The organism is Celerinatantimonas marina (assembly GCF_046054165.1).
GTDB lineage: Bacteria > Pseudomonadota > Gammaproteobacteria > Enterobacterales > Celerinatantimonadaceae > Celerinatantimonas.
Map to the genome: position 1 here is coordinate 90351 of NZ_JBFNXK010000005.1, position 20181 is coordinate 110531.

21 protein-coding genes and 1 other annotated feature are annotated in these 20181 nt (G+C 41.4%); of the genes, 10 read left to right on the forward strand and 11 right to left on the reverse strand.

The annotated features are described in order from the left end of the window. Position 1: 1 nt before the first annotated feature. The 3 genes from hisC to hisG are packed head-to-tail and all read right to left on the reverse strand — an operon-like array spanning position 2 to position 3261. Positions 2–1072 carry a histidinol-phosphate transaminase gene (hisC, locus tag ABUE20_RS06965; protein ID WP_408619155.1) on the reverse strand — a complete coding sequence of 357 codons (1071 nt, stop codon included), beginning with the start codon at positions 1070–1072 and terminating at the stop codon, positions 2–4. Next, the gene (gene hisD, locus ABUE20_RS06970) at positions 1072–2358 is read right to left on the reverse strand and encodes a histidinol dehydrogenase (protein ID WP_408619156.1); all 1287 of its coding nucleotides are present in this window, start codon (positions 2356–2358) and stop codon (positions 1072–1074) included. The genes hisC and hisD overlap by 1 nt, the downstream gene beginning before the upstream one ends. Positions 2359–2364: 6 nt before the next feature. Further along, positions 2365–3261 carry an ATP phosphoribosyltransferase gene (gene hisG / locus ABUE20_RS06975; RefSeq protein ID WP_408619157.1) on the reverse strand — a complete coding sequence of 299 codons (897 nt, stop codon included), beginning with the start codon at positions 3259–3261 and terminating at the stop codon, positions 2365–2367. A 32-nt stretch (positions 3262–3293) separates the two neighbouring features. Further along, positions 3294–3413, reverse strand: a sequence feature (His leader region). Positions 3414–3577: 164 nt separating this feature from the next. Between hisG and ABUE20_RS06980 the strand changes: the two genes are divergently transcribed. The 6 genes from ABUE20_RS06980 to rnd all read left to right on the forward strand — a co-directional run bounded on the left by ABUE20_RS06980 (position 3578) and on the right by rnd (position 8455). Continuing rightward, positions 3578–3787 carry a hypothetical protein gene (locus ABUE20_RS06980; RefSeq protein WP_408619158.1) on the forward strand — a complete coding sequence of 70 codons (210 nt, stop codon included), beginning with the start codon at positions 3578–3580 and terminating at the stop codon, positions 3785–3787. Between the two features lie 53 nt (positions 3788–3840). Continuing rightward, complete coding sequence (gene yoaA, locus ABUE20_RS06985; RefSeq protein WP_408619159.1) at positions 3841–5748, forward strand: DNA repair helicase YoaA; 1908 nt, start codon at positions 3841–3843, stop codon at positions 5746–5748. Between the two features lie 48 nt (positions 5749–5796). Next, on the forward strand, positions 5797–6486 hold the full coding sequence (gene tsaB / locus ABUE20_RS06990; protein WP_408619160.1) for a tRNA (adenosine(37)-N6)-threonylcarbamoyltransferase complex dimerization subunit type 1 TsaB: 690 nt from the start codon (positions 5797–5799) through the stop codon (positions 6484–6486). Positions 6487–6491: 5 nt separating this feature from the next. Beyond that, entirely contained in the window at positions 6492–6758 is a 267-nt protein-coding gene (locus tag ABUE20_RS06995) for a hypothetical protein (protein ID WP_408619161.1), read from the forward strand. After that, positions 6751–7242, forward strand: a complete 492-nt coding sequence (locus ABUE20_RS07000; protein WP_408619162.1) for a Slp family lipoprotein — start codon at positions 6751–6753, stop codon at positions 7240–7242. Before ABUE20_RS06995 ends, ABUE20_RS07000 begins: the two co-directional genes overlap by 8 nt. Positions 7243–7333: 91 nt before the next feature. Continuing rightward, positions 7334–8455 carry a ribonuclease D gene (gene rnd, locus ABUE20_RS07005; protein ID WP_408619163.1) on the forward strand — a complete coding sequence of 374 codons (1122 nt, stop codon included), beginning with the start codon at positions 7334–7336 and terminating at the stop codon, positions 8453–8455. 28 nt (positions 8456–8483) lie between these two features. Here the strand turns inward: rnd and minE are convergent, their stop codons facing one another. From minE to minC, 3 genes are read right to left on the reverse strand one after another with little or no spacing between them, the layout of a single operon-like run. Continuing rightward, the gene (minE, locus tag ABUE20_RS07010; protein ID WP_408619164.1) at positions 8484–8756 is read right to left on the reverse strand and encodes a cell division topological specificity factor MinE; all 273 of its coding nucleotides are present in this window, start codon (positions 8754–8756) and stop codon (positions 8484–8486) included. 5 nt (positions 8757–8761) lie between these two features. Continuing rightward, the gene (gene minD / locus ABUE20_RS07015) at positions 8762–9574 is read right to left on the reverse strand and encodes a septum site-determining protein MinD (protein ID WP_408619165.1); all 813 of its coding nucleotides are present in this window, start codon (positions 9572–9574) and stop codon (positions 8762–8764) included. A gap of 19 nt (positions 9575–9593) precedes the next feature. Next, positions 9594–10277: a septum site-determining protein MinC gene (gene minC / locus ABUE20_RS07020; RefSeq protein WP_408619166.1), complete on the reverse strand. Its 684-nt coding sequence runs from the start codon at positions 10275–10277 to the stop codon at positions 9594–9596. Between the two features lie 118 nt (positions 10278–10395). Between minC and ABUE20_RS07025 the strand changes: the two genes are divergently transcribed. The 4 genes from ABUE20_RS07025 to ABUE20_RS07040 are packed head-to-tail and all read left to right on the forward strand — an operon-like array spanning position 10396 to position 12774. Further along, entirely contained in the window at positions 10396–10668 is a 273-nt protein-coding gene (locus ABUE20_RS07025) for a YcgL domain-containing protein (RefSeq protein WP_408619167.1), read from the forward strand. Next, a complete protein-coding gene (locus ABUE20_RS07030; protein ID WP_408619168.1) occupies positions 10668–11651 on the forward strand; it encodes a lytic murein transglycosylase in 984 nt (327 codons plus the stop codon). Before ABUE20_RS07025 ends, ABUE20_RS07030 begins: the two co-directional genes overlap by 1 nt. 6 nt (positions 11652–11657) lie before the next feature. After that, the gene (locus ABUE20_RS07035) at positions 11658–12326 is read left to right on the forward strand and encodes a fumarylacetoacetate hydrolase family protein (protein ID WP_408619169.1); all 669 of its coding nucleotides are present in this window, start codon (positions 11658–11660) and stop codon (positions 12324–12326) included. Next, the gene (locus ABUE20_RS07040) at positions 12322–12774 is read left to right on the forward strand and encodes a YcgN family cysteine cluster protein (protein WP_408619322.1); all 453 of its coding nucleotides are present in this window, start codon (positions 12322–12324) and stop codon (positions 12772–12774) included. The genes ABUE20_RS07035 and ABUE20_RS07040 overlap by 5 nt, the downstream gene beginning before the upstream one ends. A gap of 241 nt (positions 12775–13015) precedes the next feature. On the opposite strand, the gene dsbB is transcribed toward ABUE20_RS07040, so the two are convergent. The 5 genes from dsbB to ABUE20_RS07065 all read right to left on the reverse strand — a co-directional run bounded on the left by dsbB (position 13016) and on the right by ABUE20_RS07065 (position 20159). Then, positions 13016–13525, reverse strand: coding sequence for a disulfide bond formation protein DsbB (dsbB, locus tag ABUE20_RS07045; protein ID WP_408619170.1), 510 nt, complete (start codon positions 13523–13525; stop codon positions 13016–13018). Positions 13526–13580: 55 nt separating this feature from the next. Continuing rightward, positions 13581–15164, reverse strand: coding sequence for a sodium/proton antiporter NhaB (gene nhaB / locus ABUE20_RS07050; RefSeq protein WP_408619171.1), 1584 nt, complete (start codon positions 15162–15164; stop codon positions 13581–13583). Positions 15165–15431: 267 nt separating this feature from the next. Beyond that, on the reverse strand, positions 15432–16940 hold the full coding sequence (locus ABUE20_RS07055) for a SpoVR family protein (RefSeq protein WP_408619172.1): 1509 nt from the start codon (positions 16938–16940) through the stop codon (positions 15432–15434). A gap of 11 nt (positions 16941–16951) precedes the next feature. After that, positions 16952–18220 (reverse strand): YeaH/YhbH family protein, encoded by a 1269-nt coding sequence (locus ABUE20_RS07060; protein WP_408619173.1) that lies wholly within the window; start codon positions 18218–18220, stop codon positions 16952–16954. Positions 18221–18236: 16 nt separating this feature from the next. Continuing rightward, complete coding sequence (locus ABUE20_RS07065) at positions 18237–20159, reverse strand: PrkA family serine protein kinase (RefSeq protein ID WP_408619174.1); 1923 nt, start codon at positions 20157–20159, stop codon at positions 18237–18239. Positions 20160–20181: the final 22 nt, after the last annotated feature.

The following is a 20181-nucleotide window of genomic DNA, read 5'->3' on the forward strand; positions in this document are numbered from 1 at the left end:
CTTAAGCAAAATCCTTTTCTGATGCTGCGATAAACTGTTTCAGGCTAGCTAATGTAGCTTCCATTTCCTGCTGGGTTCCAATTGAAATACGAATGCTAGATTTCAACTTAGGTTTATCATCGAAGTCCCGCAGTACAATGCCTTGTTCCGACATATGTTTGAATACATCAGGATTGCTAAATCGGATAAGAATAAAGTTCCCGGTAGCGCTAAAAATTTCAGCAATACCATCTAATTTTTCAATTTCTTGAATAAACTGTCGCCGTATTTCATTTTGTATTTCGACGCGTTCATACATTTCATTCAGACGGGTTGTTAAAACCTCAGTAGCCACCACAGCCACAGGTGTTGGAACTGGGTAGGGGGCAATTACCTTACTTAAGGTATTTATGACATCTGGGTGGGCTAATATAAAGCCACAACGAGCTCCTGCTAACGCAAATGCCTTGGAAAGCGTGCGTAAAATCACGATGTTATCGTATGCTGCAAGTAATGATTGCGCAGTATATTCAGCAGCGAATTCGATATAGGCTTCATCAATAACAATTAATGCTTTATCTCGCTTTTGCTTAGCCAGTTGAGCCACTTTTTCCAGATCAACCACATTTCCAGTAGGATTGTTAGGAGAACAAATAAAGAATAACTTGGCATCAAGCTGGGTGAGGGCCTGATAATCCGGGTTATAATCGGCATCGACAGGTTGTTCAATAATATTGATGCCCCATGTTTTCGCACAGATGGCATACATTCCATAAGTCGGGGGATTGATCACAATCTGATCTTTTCTTGGCTCGCAATACGCCCGGATTAATAAATCAATGGCCTCATCGGCACCCCGTCCGGCTAAAATCTGCGCAGAGGTCAGCTGACTATATTGCGCATAAGCTTCGATTAATTCTGGTGGCTGAAATTCAGGATATCGGTTTAACCGTTGTTCAGGATTCGGATAGCCTGCATTATCAGGGCTTTCATTGGCGTTCAGCCAGATATTCCCATGCCCACCAATCCGGCGTGCGGATTGATAAGGAGTCAGTTCTTGGACCGCTTGACGAGCTAATTGTTGCGTAGCCATTATTGTTCCTCCCCGGTACGTAGTGTAACAGCTCGACGGTGTGCCGTCAGACCTTCCGCATTGGCAATTTCAATAACGGTCGGTGCTAATCGCATGAGACCTTCCTGAGTAAGTTGCTGAACTGTAAATCGTTTCATAAAATCGATCGTGCCAAGGCTGGAATAAGTTCGAGTATAACCATATGTCGGTAATGTATGGTTGGTCCCACTGGCATAATCCCCAACTGATTCCGGAGTCCAGGCTCCTAGGAAAACACTGCCGGCACTATTAACCCGAGAGAGCCATTGACGAGGATTTTCTGTTTGTATAATAAGGTGTTCAGGCCCATAAGTATTCGAAACAGTGACGGCTTCTTCGATAGATTCAACAACAATCAATTGGCTATTATTCAGTGCTTTTTCTGCAATTTCCCGACGGGCAAGCAGGATAACCTGACGGTTAATTTCCGATTCAATGGCTGCCGCCTGAGCAGAGGAATCAGTCACCAGAACGACCTGAGAATCCGGGCCATGTTCGGCTTGAGATAAAAGATCAGCTGCAACATATGCAGGATTGGCTTGTTTATCTGCAATGACTAAAACTTCGGAAGGCCCCGCTGGAATATCCATTGCAGCCCCTTTGTAATCTTCAGAGACTTGTTTTTTAGCTTCAGTGACGAAGGCATTTCCAGGACCAAATATTTTATCAACTTTAGGTACAGTTTCAGTACCATAAGCCATTGCTGCAATTGCTTGAGCCCCACCGACAGCGTAGACATTAGTGATCCCACACACTTTTGCCGTATATAAAATGGCATCACTAATCGGAGGCGGTGAACACAGCGCGATCGTTTGGCACCCGGCCATAATCGCGGGAATTGCAAGCATCATAACCGTTGACGGAAGTGGTGCGCTCCCACCGGGGACATATAATCCAACATGAGGAATAGCACTATAACGAAGTTCACAGCGAACTCCTGGAGTCGTTTCGATCATCACTGGCCGAGGTTTTTGCGCCTCATGGAATTGCCGGATATTTTTAGAGGCCAGTTGGATAGCCTGCTTAAATGCATCACTTAATGAGCGACCACTGTTGTCCAACTGTTCCGCCGAAACTTCGATACATTGATCGGTGACTTTATCAAATTTAGCGGTTAGTTCATTAAGCGCCTGATCACCTTGCTCTTTAACTTGCGCAATAATTGCGGCAACGGCACTACTAATTTGGTTTGCATTCGTGATCGACGGCCGTTCTAATATTTGTTGTTTTTGAGTATCGTCGAGTTCATTCCAAATGATTGTCTGCATGAGTCGCTACTCCATCATTTTTTCAATGGGCATCACCAGAATAGAACTGGCCCCAAGAACTTTTAGCGCTTCCATTGTTTCCCAGAAAAGATTTTCAGTACTAACGACGTGAACTGCAACTAAATCATCTCGTCCAGCCAAAGGTAATATTGTAGGACGTTCACTGCCAGGTAATAACTCAATGACATCCTCAAGGCGTTGTTTAGGCGCATGTAACATGATGTATTTACTTTCTTTAGCACGCATAACGCCTTGAATACGTAGCAATAATTTATTCAAGAGTTTCTGGTTTGCTTCCGGAAGAGGATTAATCGACTGGATCAATGTTGCTTTAGAACGATAAATGACATCCACTTCTTTAAGACCGTTAGCTTCAAGAGTGGCACCGGTTGAAACCAAATCACAGATGGCATCGGCAAGACCTGCCCGGGGGGCAACCTCAACGGAGCCGGTCAGCATGATACTGGTGAAATCAATTTCTTGGGTATCCATATAGCTTTTGAGAAGACCCGGGTAGGTAGTTGCAATTCGCAAGTTAGCCAGCGACCGAGGTCCCTGATAATCAAACTCATCAGGCACAGCAAGAGACAATCGACATCCACCAAAATCTAATCGTTGCAGAACTTTCAATTCAGTGGGTTCATTCTGACCACGGCGTAGAATGGTTTCCTCTTCAAGAACGTTTTCACCGACAATCCCTAGATCAACCACACCATCCATAATCAAACCAGGGATGTCATCATCACGCACCCGCAAAATATCAATAGGCATATTTTCGCAGTGAGCGATAAGCCGCTGTTCACGCAAATTAACTTTCATTCCACAGTTGCTAAACAGAGCTTGAGAACTCTTGCTCAGGCGGCCAGATTTTTGAATTGCAATTCTTAGACGTTGTTCTGACATATCAGATTATTCCTATGGTGATACGTGTAAATATAAAAAAACCCCGGAAGAATGAACTTCCGGGGTTTCTAATCGATTCACCACTGGAAGTCATCGAATGTCTTCCAGCACTGATTCTCCTGAAAGACTAGTCGGGAAAATGGTGATGATGATGGTGTTTAACAACAATATTTAACATTTCGTAGTCTTTCAGCTCTTTGTAAATTGGTATTTAAACTAGCAATTTTTGAGTAAATTGCAACTATTTTTTTAATTTTTTAAAGATGGTTAAATTTTGGTCGATATAGATCATGATAATTATACAGGAGACACTGTTATGAGTATGAACGATTTCATCATCCGTAATCTGACCGGCCCTCCTATTCAACCCTCGAAAGCCGCCGTCGGAATGGTTGAACGCAAGAAAAAGAATCCTAAAAACGACAAACATCGGTCCGATAAGGAATCAGAAGCTCAATCTAGTCATCAGCCTGAAGAAGAGCATCAACAGCATTTACGTGATCATGATATTGATGTATTCGTCTAGCTGCAAAAGACAGTTTTTGTAATAATAGCTTTTATTTGCAATGGGCCAGCGATTTGAAACAGGATTATTTTTCCCCGGGGGGAGTTTTAGCGCAGTCGATCCCGGGGTTTGCCCCCCGACAAGCCCAACAACAAATGGCCCAAGCCGTAGCTAAAGTACTCAACACCCCAGGAATACTCTTAGCTGAAGCAGGCACAGGGACAGGCAAAACGTTTGCTTATCTAGTCCCGGCTTTAAGTTCAAAGAAACGAATCATCATTAGCACTGGTTCCAAAGCACTTCAGGATCAACTTTATCAAAAAGATTTACCGACCATGATCGCTGCATTGGGATATATGCATCCGGTTGCATTGCTAAAAGGTCGGAACAACTACTTATGCATTGAACGATTATCCAGTTTTATGCAGGAAACTCGATCGATGAATCGGCAATTATTGGCTGATTTAGCTCGGGTAAAACAGTGGGCGGTATCAAGCGAAAGTGGTGATATTTCAGAGCTGGGCCCATTAGCCGAAAAAGCTGAGTTATTTCCTCTAATTACTAGTACCAATGACAATTGTTTGGGTCGGGAATGCCCAAGTTACAAAGAATGTCATTTAGTAAAAGCTCGAAATAGAGCCTTAGAAGCTCAAATTGTCGTCATTAACCATCATCTATTTTTTGCTGATATGGCGGTCAAAGAAACAGGTTTTGGAGAACTTCTTCCAGAAGCTGATGCCTATATTTTTGACGAAGCCCACCAGCTACCAGATATAGCCACTCAATATTTCGGTCAAACATTTTCCAGCCGGATGGTAACTGAATTATGTAAAGACACTGAATTACTCTGTCGCACCGAACTTAAAGATATGGCGCAATTGCTGCGAGCTGCTGAAAAATTAAAAGCCTCTGTGCAGGATACACGCCTCTGTTTTGAGGGTGAACGAGATAAAGGTGACTGGCGTCCTTTACTCAAAAAACCAAAATTTGAGCAGCAAATATCACGGTTACAACAAGATTTAGCCTTTGTTCATGAATTACTAAAACTAGCTTTGTCTCGTTCAGAATTAGGCGATCATTTATTTGATCGAATGAGTCATCTTCAGTTGCTACTTGAAAAAATGCTGGAGACAGGTACGGCTGGATTTAGTTATTGGTATGACGTATCGAGATTACATTTTTCACTTAACATAACCCCATTAAATATTGCGCAGCGCTTTCGGCAAGAATTGGATGAACGTCAGGCTAGTTGGATATTTACTAGTGCTACACTTGCAGTCAATCAAGGGTTTGAGCATTTTATCGCTCAGTTAGGGATTGATGGTGCAACCCAACTCATGTTGAATAGCCCCTTTAATTTTTCGGAGCAGGCATTATTATGCGTTCCCAGATATCTTCCTGATCCCGGACAAGTAGGAGCTGATAAAGCATTAGTTAAACAGTTATTACCCATTATCGAAGCCAATCAGGGACGCTGCTTTTTCTTATGTACCAGTCATGCCATGATCCAGAGGATCTCAGCATTATTACAGCAACAGACCTCTTTACCGGTACTAACTCAGGGGGATGCATCAAAAGGGGTACTACTTGAACAATTCACACAGGCCGGCAACGCTATTCTAGTGGCAACGGGAACATTCTGGGAAGGTGTTGATGTACGAGGACAAACACTTTCTTGCGTGATAATCGATAAATTACCATTTGCTTCGCCTGATGATCCATTAATGAAGGCTAAAAGTGAGGACTGTCGACTTCGGGGAGGCGATCCTTTTCAGCAAGTTTACTTGCCTCAGGCAGCCATTGCTCTTAAGCAAGGTGTTGGACGTTTAATCCGTGATATCACCGATAAAGGGGTAGTGATTATTTGTGACAACCGCCTTGTGAATCGAAATTATGGGCAACTGTTTTTAGCGAGTCTACCGCCAATGCAGCGTTGCCGTGATCTTGCGGTAGTACGCCAATTTATCGAAGCGATGAATTGAAGATATTTTGTAAAGTTTAATTGTAAGCTATTCATGGAACCAAATTATATGGCCAATATTCTGGCATTAGATACAGCAACAGAAGCATGTTCCGTTGCACTAAGTTGGCAGGGCCAACGCTATGAGTTATATGAAGAAGTCCCTAGGGAACACACTAAAAAGATTTTGCCAATGGTAGAAGCGATTCTGGCGGAATCAGGAGTCACACTCGCGCAACTGGATGCGGTTGCTTATGGTCGTGGACCAGGGAGTTTTACTGGTGTTCGAATTGGTGTTGCGGCCGCACAAGGACTAGCCTTTGGTGCAGATTTGCCATTAATTGGCGTTTCGACACTACAAGCAATGGCACAACGCGCTATTGAAATGCAGGCAGCTCCTGTGGTCATTGCTGCAATTGATGCCAGAATGGGGGAAATTTATCATGGGATTTTTCGAAACCAGCAAAATTTAGCTATAATTGAAGAAAATGAACAGGTTTTGACCTGTGATCAGTTAGCAGGTTCTGCTGAACTTTCCGGAGTTGCCGTAGGTACCGGTTGGCAGACCTACCAACAAGAACTAATGGTGAAATATCCACATGTGGATGTTTCCGCAAATATTATTTTGCCACATGCCTATGATATGTTGCCATTAGCACAATCGGAGTTTACCTTAGGCCATACCGTCGCTAGCGAAAATGCCACGCCGGTTTATTTACGCGATAAGGTGACATGGAAAAAGCTTCCCGGGAGAGAATAGCTTAAGTGAATGTTAATGGTGTTGATGGGATCCGTTATCCCGTTAATCAATCAAAGCGCAGCCCCAGTGTTGCCGAAGATCAGCCGCAATCGGAGCCGGAAGCTAAACCCTTCCGGATCCAAGCTGTTGCAGATGATTCTGTATTGAATTCGGTTAGTTACGACCAAACCCCTTCTTCAGGGCGGGGAGCTGTCGCTGCATATCAATCCGTTAGCATGCTTGCGCAAAGGGACGCTGTAAATCAAATTTTTGGCGTCGATGTCTATGCATAAATCACTCATGATTGGGCTTGCAACATTAGCGTTGCTGGGTGGCTGTAGTTCTCTTCCTCAAGCTGTTCGACTAGACAATTCTCAGCCAAATCATACTTATTTACAGGCATTGGGAGATAAAAACCAGTCTCAATGGGTCAGTTGGCAAGGGCAAATTGCTCAGGTAGAGAATCAATCTGATTTCACGATACTGCAGATTGTCCTGTTACAATTAGATCAATATGGTGAACCCATCAATGATCAGACCCCCGGACGATTTATTGCTCATATTCATGGTTTTCTCGAACCTACGATTTATCGTAAAGGTCGCACTATTGCGGTGAAAGGGACCATTCAGCCCAAAACAACCCTAAAAATAGGCAACGCATCTAGAACTGTTCCCACTATTAATGTGACCTCTTATTATTTATGGCCACAGCAGAGCGATCCTGTGATCCAGCCGATCTATTTAAATAGTTACCCAGCTTGGACTTCATGGCATTAACTGCCTTTGTGCGTAGATTCCTGTTAAAATATCAGCCTTATTAATTTTTATAAGTGGTGCAACAAGTTGGCTGCGCCATCACAGGCTGTTTATGAGTTATCAAATAATCCAATCTTCTATGCAACTGGACGAAGTCTGCCGTCATCTGTCGAGCCATTCCCGACCGCTCATGCTCGACACTGAATTTGTCCGTACTCGAACCTATTATGCTAAATTAGGGTTACTTCAGGTCTTTGACGATGAGCATTGTTTTTTAATTGATCCGATTGAATTAGATTTGGATAAAACTGATTTTTGGCAAATATTATCTCGACATGATTGGGTTTTGCATGCATTTGGCGAAGATTTAGAAATTTTAAAACTACATGTTGAACAATTTGGAACATCAGTATTTGATACTCAGATTGGTGCAGCTGTATTAGGGTGGGGGCCTAGCCTTGGCTATCAGGCGATCATTGAGCAGACAACGGGAATATTATTAGATAAAGGTGAATCTCGAACAGACTGGGTTGCTCGGCCATTGACAACCAGCCAGTTAAAATATGCAGCTAATGATGTTATCTATTTGCAGCAAGCCTATTTTCAAATCATTGAACAGCTTCAGGCTCGAGGGCTCTATGAAATAGCCTTGGAAGAATGTCAACGTTTAGCTCATCAACGCTGTGCCCCGATTGATGCAGATAATGCTTATCGAGATATTAAAAATGCCTGGCGATTGAGTCGACAGCAACTCGCAGTATTAAAATTGCTGGCAAAATGGCGCATTGAAACCGCGATCGCTCGAGATATGCCGGTTAATAATGTCGTTAAAACCGATGTACTATGGGCTATTGCTAAATTCCAACCGACGACCAAGACCGCGCTTAAAGCGACGGGGATCTCTCCCCAAGCATTACGGATCCATGAAGAGACCCTCATTGCGATTGTCGAACAGGCACAAATGTTAGATGAAGCACAATGGCCTGCGAAATTGAAGCGTATGATTGATTATCCAAACTATCGTTCGAGTTTAGATCAATTCCGCGAAGCAATGGCCATTGCTGAAACAGAGACCACTATTCCTGCAGATATCCTCGCGCCTAAAAGGCTTATTCATGAGTTGTTTAAATGGCACTGGCAGTTAGATGAACACCAGCGAAAAAACGTTGAGAAACCGACACTCATCAGTGGTTGGAGAGAAAAAGTGCTGAAAGATTATCTTCCAGCACTCTAAATAAACATGACATGATCAAAGTCAAATTTTATTTTGGCTTTGATTCATCCGGTAACGTGATATTAAGTTCTAGTACCGAAAGATCTTTTTCTTTATTGTCCAGTGTCACTTGTATTTGTCCCGGATCAATCGCAACATAGCGCTGAATCACTTCTAATATATCTTGCTTTAATGCAGGCAAATAATCAGGGCCAGAACGTTGTCCCCGTTCATGGGCAACAATAATCTGTAATCGCTCTTTAGCAAGAGTTGCTGAGCTTTTTTTAGCCGGACTACTACGAAAATAATCGATCAAAGACATTTAATTTAACCCCCAAAGATCCGACTGAGTAGACCTTTTTTCTGAGCGCTCACAAAACGCAATTCAACGTCTTTACCCAGTAATCGTTCAACTGCATCCTGATAAGCTTGGCCAGCATCACTTTCCTGATCGAAAATAACAGGTTCTCCGGAGTTTGAGGCTTTAAGAACTGATTGGGATTCAGGAATTACACCTAATAAAGGAACCGCTAAAATTTCACAGACATCATCGACACTCAACATATCCCCACGGCTCACTCGGGCAGGGCTATATCGAGTCAAAAGCAAATGTTCTTTTACCGGCTCCAACCCTTGTTCAGCTCGCCGAGATTTGCTCGCCAACATTCCCAGAATGCGATCAGAATCCCGAACAGATGAAACTTCAGGGTTTGTAGTCACAATAGCTTCATCTGCAAAATAGAGCGCTAATATAGCTCCGGCTTCGATTCCTGCGGGCGAATCACAAATAATATAATCGAACTCTTTCTCTTCCAGTTCTTTAAGAACGGCTTCAACACCTTCTTTGGTTAGTGCATCTTTATCCCGGGTTTGCGAAGCCGGTAATACATATAACGTATCAATACGTTTATCCTTAATCAAAGCCTGATTAAGGGTTGCCTCACCATTGATAACATTAATAAAATCATACACGACTCGACGTTCGCACCCCATAATGAGATCGAGGTTGCGCAAACCTATGTCAAAATCAATAATAACAGTTTTTAACCCCTTGACGGCTAAACCTGATCCGATTGCGGCACTGGACGTCGTTTTACCCACACCGCCTTTTCCTGAGGTTACAACGATAATTTTGGTCATATAATTCCTTCAACGCTCATTAATTTAATGACGCAAACTTTAACTGTTGCGCGTCGAGTTCGATGCTACAGGCTTGCTGCCACATCGACTGCAAACCATCTGATATTTGGTACTGTCCGGCAATGGATACAAGCTCTGCCTGTAAACTCTGACAAAAAATAGCGCTTTTTTCTTGTCCACTTGCACCCGCTATCGCCCGGCCTCGAAGCGCACCATATACATGAATACTGCCATCGGCAATGATTTCGGCGCCATTACTTACACTGCCAATAATGACTAAATCACTGTCTTTAGCATAAACCTGCTGTCCGGAACGGACTTGACCTCGAACTATTTTAGCTGGTTTTCCGGCAACAGGGGCTGTCTGAGGCTCTTGAATCGGTTTGGATTCAACATCACGTCCAGCAATTAACACCGGAATCTTATCTTGGTGTAACTGTTGTTTTTGAACCGTATCACGGCATCCGGTTACCCCAACCATCACAAAACCAGTCTGGTTAACAACTTTATTGAGTTCAATAAAATCAATAGGTTGTTCAACCTTGTCAATATTAATAATCACTGGCGCCGTTTCAAAAAATTTGGGAGCCTGCGCCATTTTTTGTTCTAAAATATCCTGAATATGCTCTAAATCATTATCGATTAAATGAACAACAGAAATTGTAAATGTAGTACCTTTAATTTCAATATCTGGACTCGCCATTTAATAAACTTATCCTATTATCTATCTTAGTCTTTTATCTGCTATTTGTTGGTTCACAGACCAATTTGTTATAGTTTGCCCATTTATTGAATCGTAAACAATGGAATAATTAAAAATCATGTTGTGTTATGTCTATAAAAGTCCAAAAAAAGAACAAACTTATTTGTATATTGTGAAACGGGGTGATTTTAGCCAAGTACCGCAAGTATTATTAGATAAATTTGGAACCCCGGGGTTTGTCATGCCGATCAATCTCGATACACAAAATAAGCTGGCATTAGCTGATATCACTAAAGTAAAGGAACAGTTACTTGAGCGGGGTTTTTATCTACAATTACCACCTCAACCAGTCAATGAACTCGACGCTTTTAAGGCTCGTAAGAAGGTTTAATGTATAACTGGATACGCTATAGTACGGCCATTTTGCTAGGGAGCCTCTCACTGAGTGCTTACGGTCAGCCACAGACTTTTACCCAATATGTGCAAGGGCTGAGGCAAGAATTTCTTGAACAAGGATATTCGAAAGCCGTTGTCAGTACGGCTTTCGATGGTGTTAGACTTCGGCCTCAAGCGATCCAACGAGATAAAAACCAACCTGAATTTCGTTTGACATTGGATAGCTATATTCCAAGAGCATTGCCTCAGTGGAAAGTAGATAAAGCCAGAAATTTATATAAAGAGCATTTGCCTTTACTGAAAACAATTGCAAAAAAATATGGGGTTCAACCTCGATTTATCGTTGCATTATGGGGTGTTGAATCTAATTTTGGGAAACTCACAGGTCAATATGATGTGATGTCTGCATTAACGTCTCTGGCTTATCAGGGGCGCCGGGAAGCCTTTTTTAAACGCCAAATAGGGGATGTCTTATCCATGCTTGAAGAAGACAATATTACCCGTGATCAGCTAAAGGGCTCCTGGGCCGGGGCCATGGGGCAGGTTCAATTTATGCCGGGAACCTACCGAGAATATGCCGTTGATCAGGATCAAGATGGCAAAAAAGATATTTGGAACGACATTCCCGATGCGCTCGCTTCTGCTGCTAATTATCTTCAACATCTCAATTGGCATGATAATATGACATGGGGGCGACAGGTTCGTCTTCCGACTTCATTAGATCTTAATACATTAGATTTAAAGCAAACCCGTTCACTGGTTCAATGGCAAGCTCTAGGGGTTCGACGCTATAATGGGCAAGATCTGCCACAACGAGATATGCAAGCAAGGTTGCTTGTCCCTGATGATTTAAAAGGGCGAATTTATTTGGTCTATGATAATTTTGAATCTCTTTTAAAATGGAATCGATCAAATTATTTCGCCATTACCGTCGGGATCCTAGCCAATCAAATTGGTTATCCTCCAATAAAAGAGTAATAAGTTATGTATCAGCACACAGATATCTTAGGAAATAAACTTTCGTTTCCATGTGGAAAAATTGTTTGCGTCGGACAAAATTATGCGGCACATATACAAGAGATGAACAGTAATGTATCTAAACAGGCTGTCTTTTTTATAAAACCTTCAACAGCGGCTTGTCCTCTGGCTCCGACGATTACAATTCCATCAAATCAAGGTGCTTGTCACCATGAACTTGAATTAGCATTACTCATTAAATCACCGCTTAAAAATGCCACGCCAGAGCAAGCCCTAGCGGCAGTGGGTGGTTTTACATTAGCATTAGATTTAACGCTTCGTGACGTTCAAAAACAGCTAAAAGAAAAAGGACACCCCTGGGAAAGAGCTAAAGGTTTTGATGGCGCAGCACCATTAGGCCCTTGGTTAATTTACCAAAATCAAAACTTACAACAGTTAAAACTCAGCTTATTTAAAAATGATGAGTTAATTCAGACCTCATCGACAGATAAAATGCTTCGAGATTGCGCTACATTACTTGCAGAAGCTAGCGAATGTTTCACGCTTTGCCCTGGCGATGTGTTATTAACGGGAACTCCTGCCGGAGTTGGTGCTTTAACCAGTGGTGATCGATTAAACTTAGTTTTAGATGATTTACTTGAAATCACAACTGAGGTCATTGTTAGTGCAAATTGATCCTTTATTTTGGCAGCATAAATCCCTTGAGCAAATGAATGATGCCGAGTGGGAAGCTTTGTGTGATGGATGTGGGAAGTGTTGCCTAGCAAAGGTAATTGATGATGATACCGATCAATTATATTTTACTGAAATCAGTTGCCAGCTTTTAAACCAAAAGAGCTGTCAGTGTAATGACTATCAACATCGATTCGAAAAAGTAAGCGATTGTGTGAAAATATCTCTTCAGGATCCAGAAACATTTCAGTGGTTACCTCCGAGCTGTGCCTACCGCCGCTTATCCGAAGGCCGTCCTCTACCAAGCTGGCATCCTCTCAGGCATCGGGGGAAAAAGTCTGAAATGCATAAGGCTGGCGCATCTATTCGTGGAAAAACCATTAGCGAAGTATTTATTCACGGGGAATTGCAGGACTTTATTGCTTGGTGGCCCCTTGATGAGTGTGAATAAAACCGATCTCTAGGGCCATCTCACCCTTGAGCCGATAATCGTGCAACAGGTTATCTGATTCATCAGCGTCGCTATAAATCACTGTAATTATAGAGCTTAAACGTTTATCGAAGATAAAAGCGCGGCATTGATATTTTTACCAATGCCGCGCTTCTTTTAAGCTACATGTTCTTCCCAACTGAGCTGTTTTAGAAAGTGTTTACTCTGAAGTGAAAAGCTTATAAAGCGGATTCACTTTGACTCACCGTCCCCGGAATTGACTGAACAAAACCATAACGGCAATCAATAAGTAGATAACAAATGAAAGAATAAGCCATTGCGGCATACTCCAGTTAAACATTTGCCACACGATCACTGAACAATCCCCCTTAGGCTGAAACATCCAAGGGAACCATTGATCTAATTTTAGCCATGCAGGGAAATGGGCATAAGGACTACACACATCAAAAGGGGACGGATGCAATTGGATCTGTGTATGTTGCCAAGCCAGAGTCAAACCAGAACTACTCGCAACAACAAATCCAATAGCACCGATAAATCGAAAGACAATATTCTGTGGTGAAATTAAAGCAATTAAAGCACTGATCAAAATCCCTAACATCGCCGTACGTTCATAGATACACATGACACACGGATCAAGCTTTTTACCATATTGAAAATATAATGCGGCTAATTCAAAAGCAATTGAGCTTAACGCCAATACAAACCAAGGTTTTCGATGATATGACCATGTTTTAAATAAGTGAAACAACGGATGTACTCCTCAACAATAAAAGGCGGAACAATCCGCCTTTTATACCACATATTTAATGAATTAACGTGGCTGCTGCCGCTTTTGCTGAATGATGAATTAACAACCCATTATGATATAGAAAATCGGTTACCGGTATTAAATTGAAATTGACACAGGCAAGGCCAACAAATACCAATACGATAGTGTAGGGGAGCGCCATCCAAACCATTCGACCATATGACATCCGCAGCAGTGGTGCCAATGAAGACGTTAGCAAGAACAGAAAAGCAGCCTGTCCATTCGGTGTCGCCACCGAAGGGAGGTTAGTCCCCGTATTGATGGCAACAGCTAACATATCAAACTGATCCCGGGTAATTTGGCCTTCCATTAGAGCCGAACGGATCTCATTGATATAAACCGTGCCGACAAAGACATTATCGGAAACCATCGAAAGGATACCGTTGGCCAGATAAAACGCAATTAACTGAGCATGGCCTTCCTGTTCAAGAACCCAGTGGATAACAGGTTTAAACAAATGCAGGTCGATGATCACCGCGACGATGGAGAAAAATACAGCTAACAATGCCGTAAAAGGTAAGGCTTCCTCAAAGGCTTTGCCCAACTGATGTTCTTCAATAATTCCTGTAAAAGAAGTCGCAAGAATAATAACAGATAAACCGATCAAACCTACGGCAGCCAGATGAAATGCCAATCCCAAAATTAACCAAACCGCAATCAAAGCTTGAATAGCTAATTTTGCATTATCACGCTTGGTTCGTTTTTGATCCTGATGCGCCTCATAACGTTGCATAATGGCACGAACGTTTTCAGGGAGCTTACCACCGTAGCCAAACCAACTGGTTTTTTCAAGAACAACACAAGTCAACAGCCCTAACACTAAGACAGGAATAGAAATAGGGGCCATTCGTAGGAAAAATTCTCCAAAGTGCCAACCGGCCTGATCGGCGATAATCAAATTTTGAGGTTCACCAACCATTGTACAAACACCCCCCAATGCAGTACCGATTGATGCATGCATCAATAAACTACGTAAAAAAGAACGAAACTCTTCTAAATCTTTTTTCGTTAGCTCATCTACAAAATGACTATCTTCGGTATGGTCATGTTCAACTTGGAAATCTTTCCCGGATGCAACTCGATGATAAATAGTATAAAAACCAACAGCGACACTAATCACCACAGCGATAACCGTTAAGGCATCAAGAAATGCTGATAAAAACGCAGCTGAAATACAAAATGCTAATGAAAGGGCTGTTTTACTCCGAATTCGAGTTAGCATTTTTGTAAATGTGAATAAAAGCAACTGTTTCATAAAGAAAATACCGGCAACCATGAAGATCAACAATAAGATCACTTCAAAATTTGCAAGTAATTCATGCTTAACGGTATCAGGGGAGGTCATTCCAATTGCAATCGCTTCAATAGCCAGTAATCCCCCTGGTTGCAGCGGATAACACTTAAGCGCCATTGATAGCGTAAATATGAATTCAATAACCAGTATCCAACCGGAGGTGAAAGGGTCCACCATAAATAAAATTGGATTGATGATAAGAAAAGTCAGAATAGCCTGTTTATACCAACGCGGAGCATTTCCCAGGAAATTCTTAGCCAAGGCTGATAAAAGTGAGTTCTTCATAATAAGGTCTGGCTTCCTTTGATTAGATTGTTCCGTGAACGAGCATTAATACATCAGTTTCATTCTAATTTAGAACAACGTTCTAAAAAAAGAACATTTACTGTTCAGAACTAATAATCGACACAAACATTGATAGAAATTAAATTTTCATTCAATTATGAGCCATAAGCTCTGATTTTTGTAAAAAATATAATTAGCGACGGCATCATAACAAAACGCCGCAGATAATTCTGCGACGTTTACAATATATAGAGATATAGTTTTTCTCTAGGCTACGTGAGGAGAGGAACAGATTGAAAGCTGCTCAATATTCCCTGTTATCGGTGATTGTTGTTCCAATTTGACATCAAATCCCCATAACCGATGTAAATGTTTTAATACTTCATCTGTATTTTGTGCCAGCGGAATATTGTTCTGTGGCGTATAACGCAACGTCATTGAACGATCTCCCCGGATATCAACTTGATAAACCTGAATATTAGGATCACTATTTGATATGTTATATTGATTTGATAAAGCCTGTCGTATATTGCGATAGCCCGCTTCATTATGAATCGAATCTACTTCCAAATAAGGAAGATTCTGATGATCAGCCAAACTAAACAGTTTAAAATCACGAATTAATTTGGGTGATAAGAACTGACTAATAAAGCTCTCATCCTTAAAATTTTCCATTGCAAAATGTAATGTTTCCAGCCAGTCACTTCCAGCAATATCAGGAAACCAAGCTTTATCTTCAGCCGTGGGTTCTTCACATATCCGCCGGATATCTCGCATCATAGCGAACCCCAATGCATATGGATTTATGCCATTGAAATAAGGGCTATTATATGCTGGCTGTAACACAACATTCGTATGGTTATGTAGGATTTCAAGCATAAATCGATCACTTAAATATCCCTGATCATACATGTCATTTAAAATTGTATAATGCCAAAATGTGGCCCAGCCTTCGTTCATAACTTGAGTTTGTCGCTGTGGATAAAAATATTGGCTAATTTTCCGGACAATACGGATTAATTCCCGTTGCCAGGTTTCGAGTAGAGGCGAGTTTTTCTCAAGAAAATATAAAATGTTTTCCTGGGGTTCTTTAGGAAACCGTCGTTCAGCCGGATGCTCCTCTCGTTCAGAATGAGGAATTGTCCTCCAAAGTTCGTTGACCTGTGTTTGCAAATACTCTTCTCGAGATTTCTGGCGGGCCTCTTCTTCTACTAATGAAAGAGGGGAAGGACGTTTATACCGATCTACCCCATGATTCATTAACGCATGACACGAATCAAGAATATCTTCAACTGCATCAATTCCGTAACGATTTTCACACTTCGCCACATAGTTTTTGGCAAACAATAAGTAATCGATAATCGAACTGGCATCGGTCCAAGCTTTGAACAAATAATTATTTTTAAAGAAAGAATTATGTCCATAGCTTGCATGGGCCATAACCAATGCTTGCATGGGCAACGTATTTTCTTCCATTAAATAAGCGATACAAGGGTTGGAATTAATGACAATTTCATAAGCCAATCCCATTTGTCCACGTTTATAATGTTGTTCAGTTTGAATAAATTTTTTACCAAAAGACCAGTGATTATAACCAATCGGCATCCCTACACTTGAGTAAGCATCCATCATCTGTTCTGCTGTAATAATCTCAATCTGGTTTGGATAAGTTGTGAGTTTAAATTTTTCAGCCGTTGCTGCGATCACTTCATGGTATTGCTCAATGAGTTCAAAAGTCCAGTCTGGACCATCGTCTAGACGTTTTACTGCGACCATAGCCAACCTCCTCAAGCAGCTTGTTTTCTGAAAAACTCTCTAAAGACCGGATATATATCCTCAGGCTTACGAATATGCTGTAATGCAAAATTTGAATGGACTTGAGCTAATTCTTCATATTCTCGCCATAGAGTCTGATGAGCCCTTGCGGTGATTTCGATATAAAAGAAATTCCGGATAGCCGGTAAAATGTTTTTATCTAAAAGTTGCCGACAGGTGGGCGAATCGTCTGCCCAATTATCACCATCTGAAGCCTGTGCGGCATAAATATTCCATTGATTCACTGGATATCGTTCATCGATAATTTCCTGCATCAATTTTAATGCGCTGGATACAATTGTTCCCCCCGTCTCTTGCGAATAGAAGAACTCCTGTTCATCAACTTCCTTGGCTTGAGTATGATGCCGAATAAAAACAATATCGATACGTTTATAATTTCGGGTAAGAAAGAGGTAAAGCAAAAGATAAAAACGTTTTGCCATATCTTTCGTTGCTTGATCCATTGAACCTGAAACATCCATCAAACAAAACATGACAGCCTGAGAATTAGGTATAGGTTGTTTTTGAAATGCATTATATTTCAAATCAAATGTATCGATAAACGGAACCCGAGCTATCCGCGCTTTCAACTCTTCGATCTCTTTGGCCAAAATGAGTATTTCGGATTGATTCTTCTCAGGATCTTTTAATAAATTATCATGTAGGGTCTCAAGTTCCCGAAGCTGTTTTTTCTTTCCTGCTGTCATTGCAGTCCGTCGCAACAATGAATTTTGCAAAGAACGGACGATATTGATGTTGGCAGGAACACCTTCACTGGTAAAACCAGCTCGAATGACTTTATAGTCTACCATTTTATTGGTGCTATTTTGTTGAAGGTTAGGCAACTCTAGATCTTCAAATAGCATATCTAAATATTCATCTTTCGATATATCAAATCGAAAGTCATCTTCGCCTTCACCGGAGTCACTGGCGTTACCTTCTCCAGAACCATTGCCACCGCCTCCCTGAGGGCGTTCAATTTTATCTCCAGTTATAAACTGATCATTTCCTGGCAAAATTCGAGTTCGATCACCACCTTCTCCCTGGTGAAAAAACGGTTCTGTAATATCCCGGCTAGGGATCGATATACTTTCCCCAGAATCCAGATCTTGAATACTTCGTTTATTCACAGCTTCAGTGACTGATTTTTTTATCTGTTGTTTATAGCGACGAATAAAGCGCTGCCGGTTGACAGCACTTTTGTTTTTGCCATTTAAGCGTCGGTCGATAAAATGCGCCATACTCAACCTCCACGGCTTAAGATGATTTACGAACGCGTAAGTACCATTCTGACAGTAAGCGGACCTGTTTCCGGGTATAGCCTTTTTCCATCATCCGGTTTACGAAATCATCATGTTTACGTTGATCTTCTGCTGAAGTATTAGCATTAAATGAAATAACCGGCAGCAGATCCTCTGTATTGGAGAACATTTTTTTCTCAATCACCGTACGTAATTTCTCGTAACTTGTCCAATTCGGGTTTTTACCTTTATTGTTGGCTCGGGCTCTTAAGACAAAGTTAACTATTTCATTACGAAAATCTTTAGGGTTACTAATTCCTGCTGGTTTTTCAATTTTTTCCAATTCGGCATTTAAGGCCCCACGATCAAATAGTTGCCCGGTATCTGGATCTCTAAATTCCTGATCTTGGATCCAAAAATCAGCATAGGTCACATAACGATCAAATATGTTTTGCCCATATTCAGAGTACGACTCTAAGTAGGCCGTCTGAATTTCTTTCCCTATGAATTCAACATAAGTCGAAGTCAGGTATCCTTTCAAATGTTCTAGATAACGTTCTGCCATTTCCTGCGGAAATTGCTCCCGTTCAATTTGTTTCTCAAGAACATAAAAAAGATGAACTGGGTTTGCTGCAACTTCAGTGGTATCAAAGTTGAAAACTCGGGAAAGAATTTTAAATGCGAATCGAGTTGAAAGACCGGACATTCCTTCATCTACGCCAGCAAAATCCCGATATTCCTGATAGGATTTGGCTTTTGGATCGGTATCTTTCAGGCTTTCTCCGTCATACACTCGCATTTTGGAATAAATAGAAGAATTATCAGGATCTTCCAAACGAGAAAGAACTGAAAATTCGGCCAATAATTTTAAAGTGCTTGGAGCACATTTGGCATTTTTGAGCTCGCTGTTATCAAGCAATTTTTGATAAATTTTCATTTCTTCTGAAAAACGCAAACAATATGGGACCTTCACAATATAAACACGGTCAAGAAATGCCTCATTGTTTTTATTGTTTCTAAACGCTTGCCATTCTGATTCATTCGAATGCGCGAGGATAATTCCAGAGAAGGGGAGAGCTGATAGTCCTTCAGTCCCGTTGTAGTTTCCTTCCTGAGTTGCGGTCAACAGAGGATGCAAAACTTTGATAGGGGCTTTGAACATCTCAACAAATTCCATCAATCCCTGATTGGCCCGGCATAATGCTCCAGAATAACTATAGGCATCCGCATCATTCTGAGCATAATGCTCAAGCTGGCGAATATCCACTTTACCAACCAGTGATGATATATCCTGATTGTTTTCATCTCCCGGTTCAGTTTTCGCTATAGCAATTTGATCCAAAATAGATGGAAAAATTTTCACAACTTTAAACTGAGTGATATCACCACCAAACTCATGCAAACGTTTAGCCGCCCAAGGCGACATAATCGTTTTCAGGTAGCGTTTAGGGATCCCATACTGATTTTTTAAAATTTCAGCATCCTCTTCAGGATCAAAAAGTGCAAAGGGATGATCATTAACCGGAGATCCTTTCAGGATATAAATTGGCATTTTTTGCATTAAACTTTTTAGTTTTTCTGCCAGTGAGGATTTACCGCCCCCAACAGGCCCCAGTAAATACAGGATCTGTTTCTGCTCTTCTAACCCTTGAGAGGCATGTTTTAAGTACGAAACAATTTGTTCAATACTGTCTTCCATACCATAAAAATCTTTAAACGCTGGATACCGGGCAATAATCCGATTTGAAAAAATCCGACTTAATCTTGGATCTTTAGCGGTATCGATATACTCAGGTTCTCCAATGGCCATTAATAGACGTTCAGCCGCAGAAGCGTAAACCGATGGGTCTTCTTGGCATAGTTGCAGATATTGCTCTAACGATAATTCTTCATAGCGCGATTGCTCATAACGCTGCAGATAATGATTGAATATGCTCATAACATTCTCCCTGACATCGTCT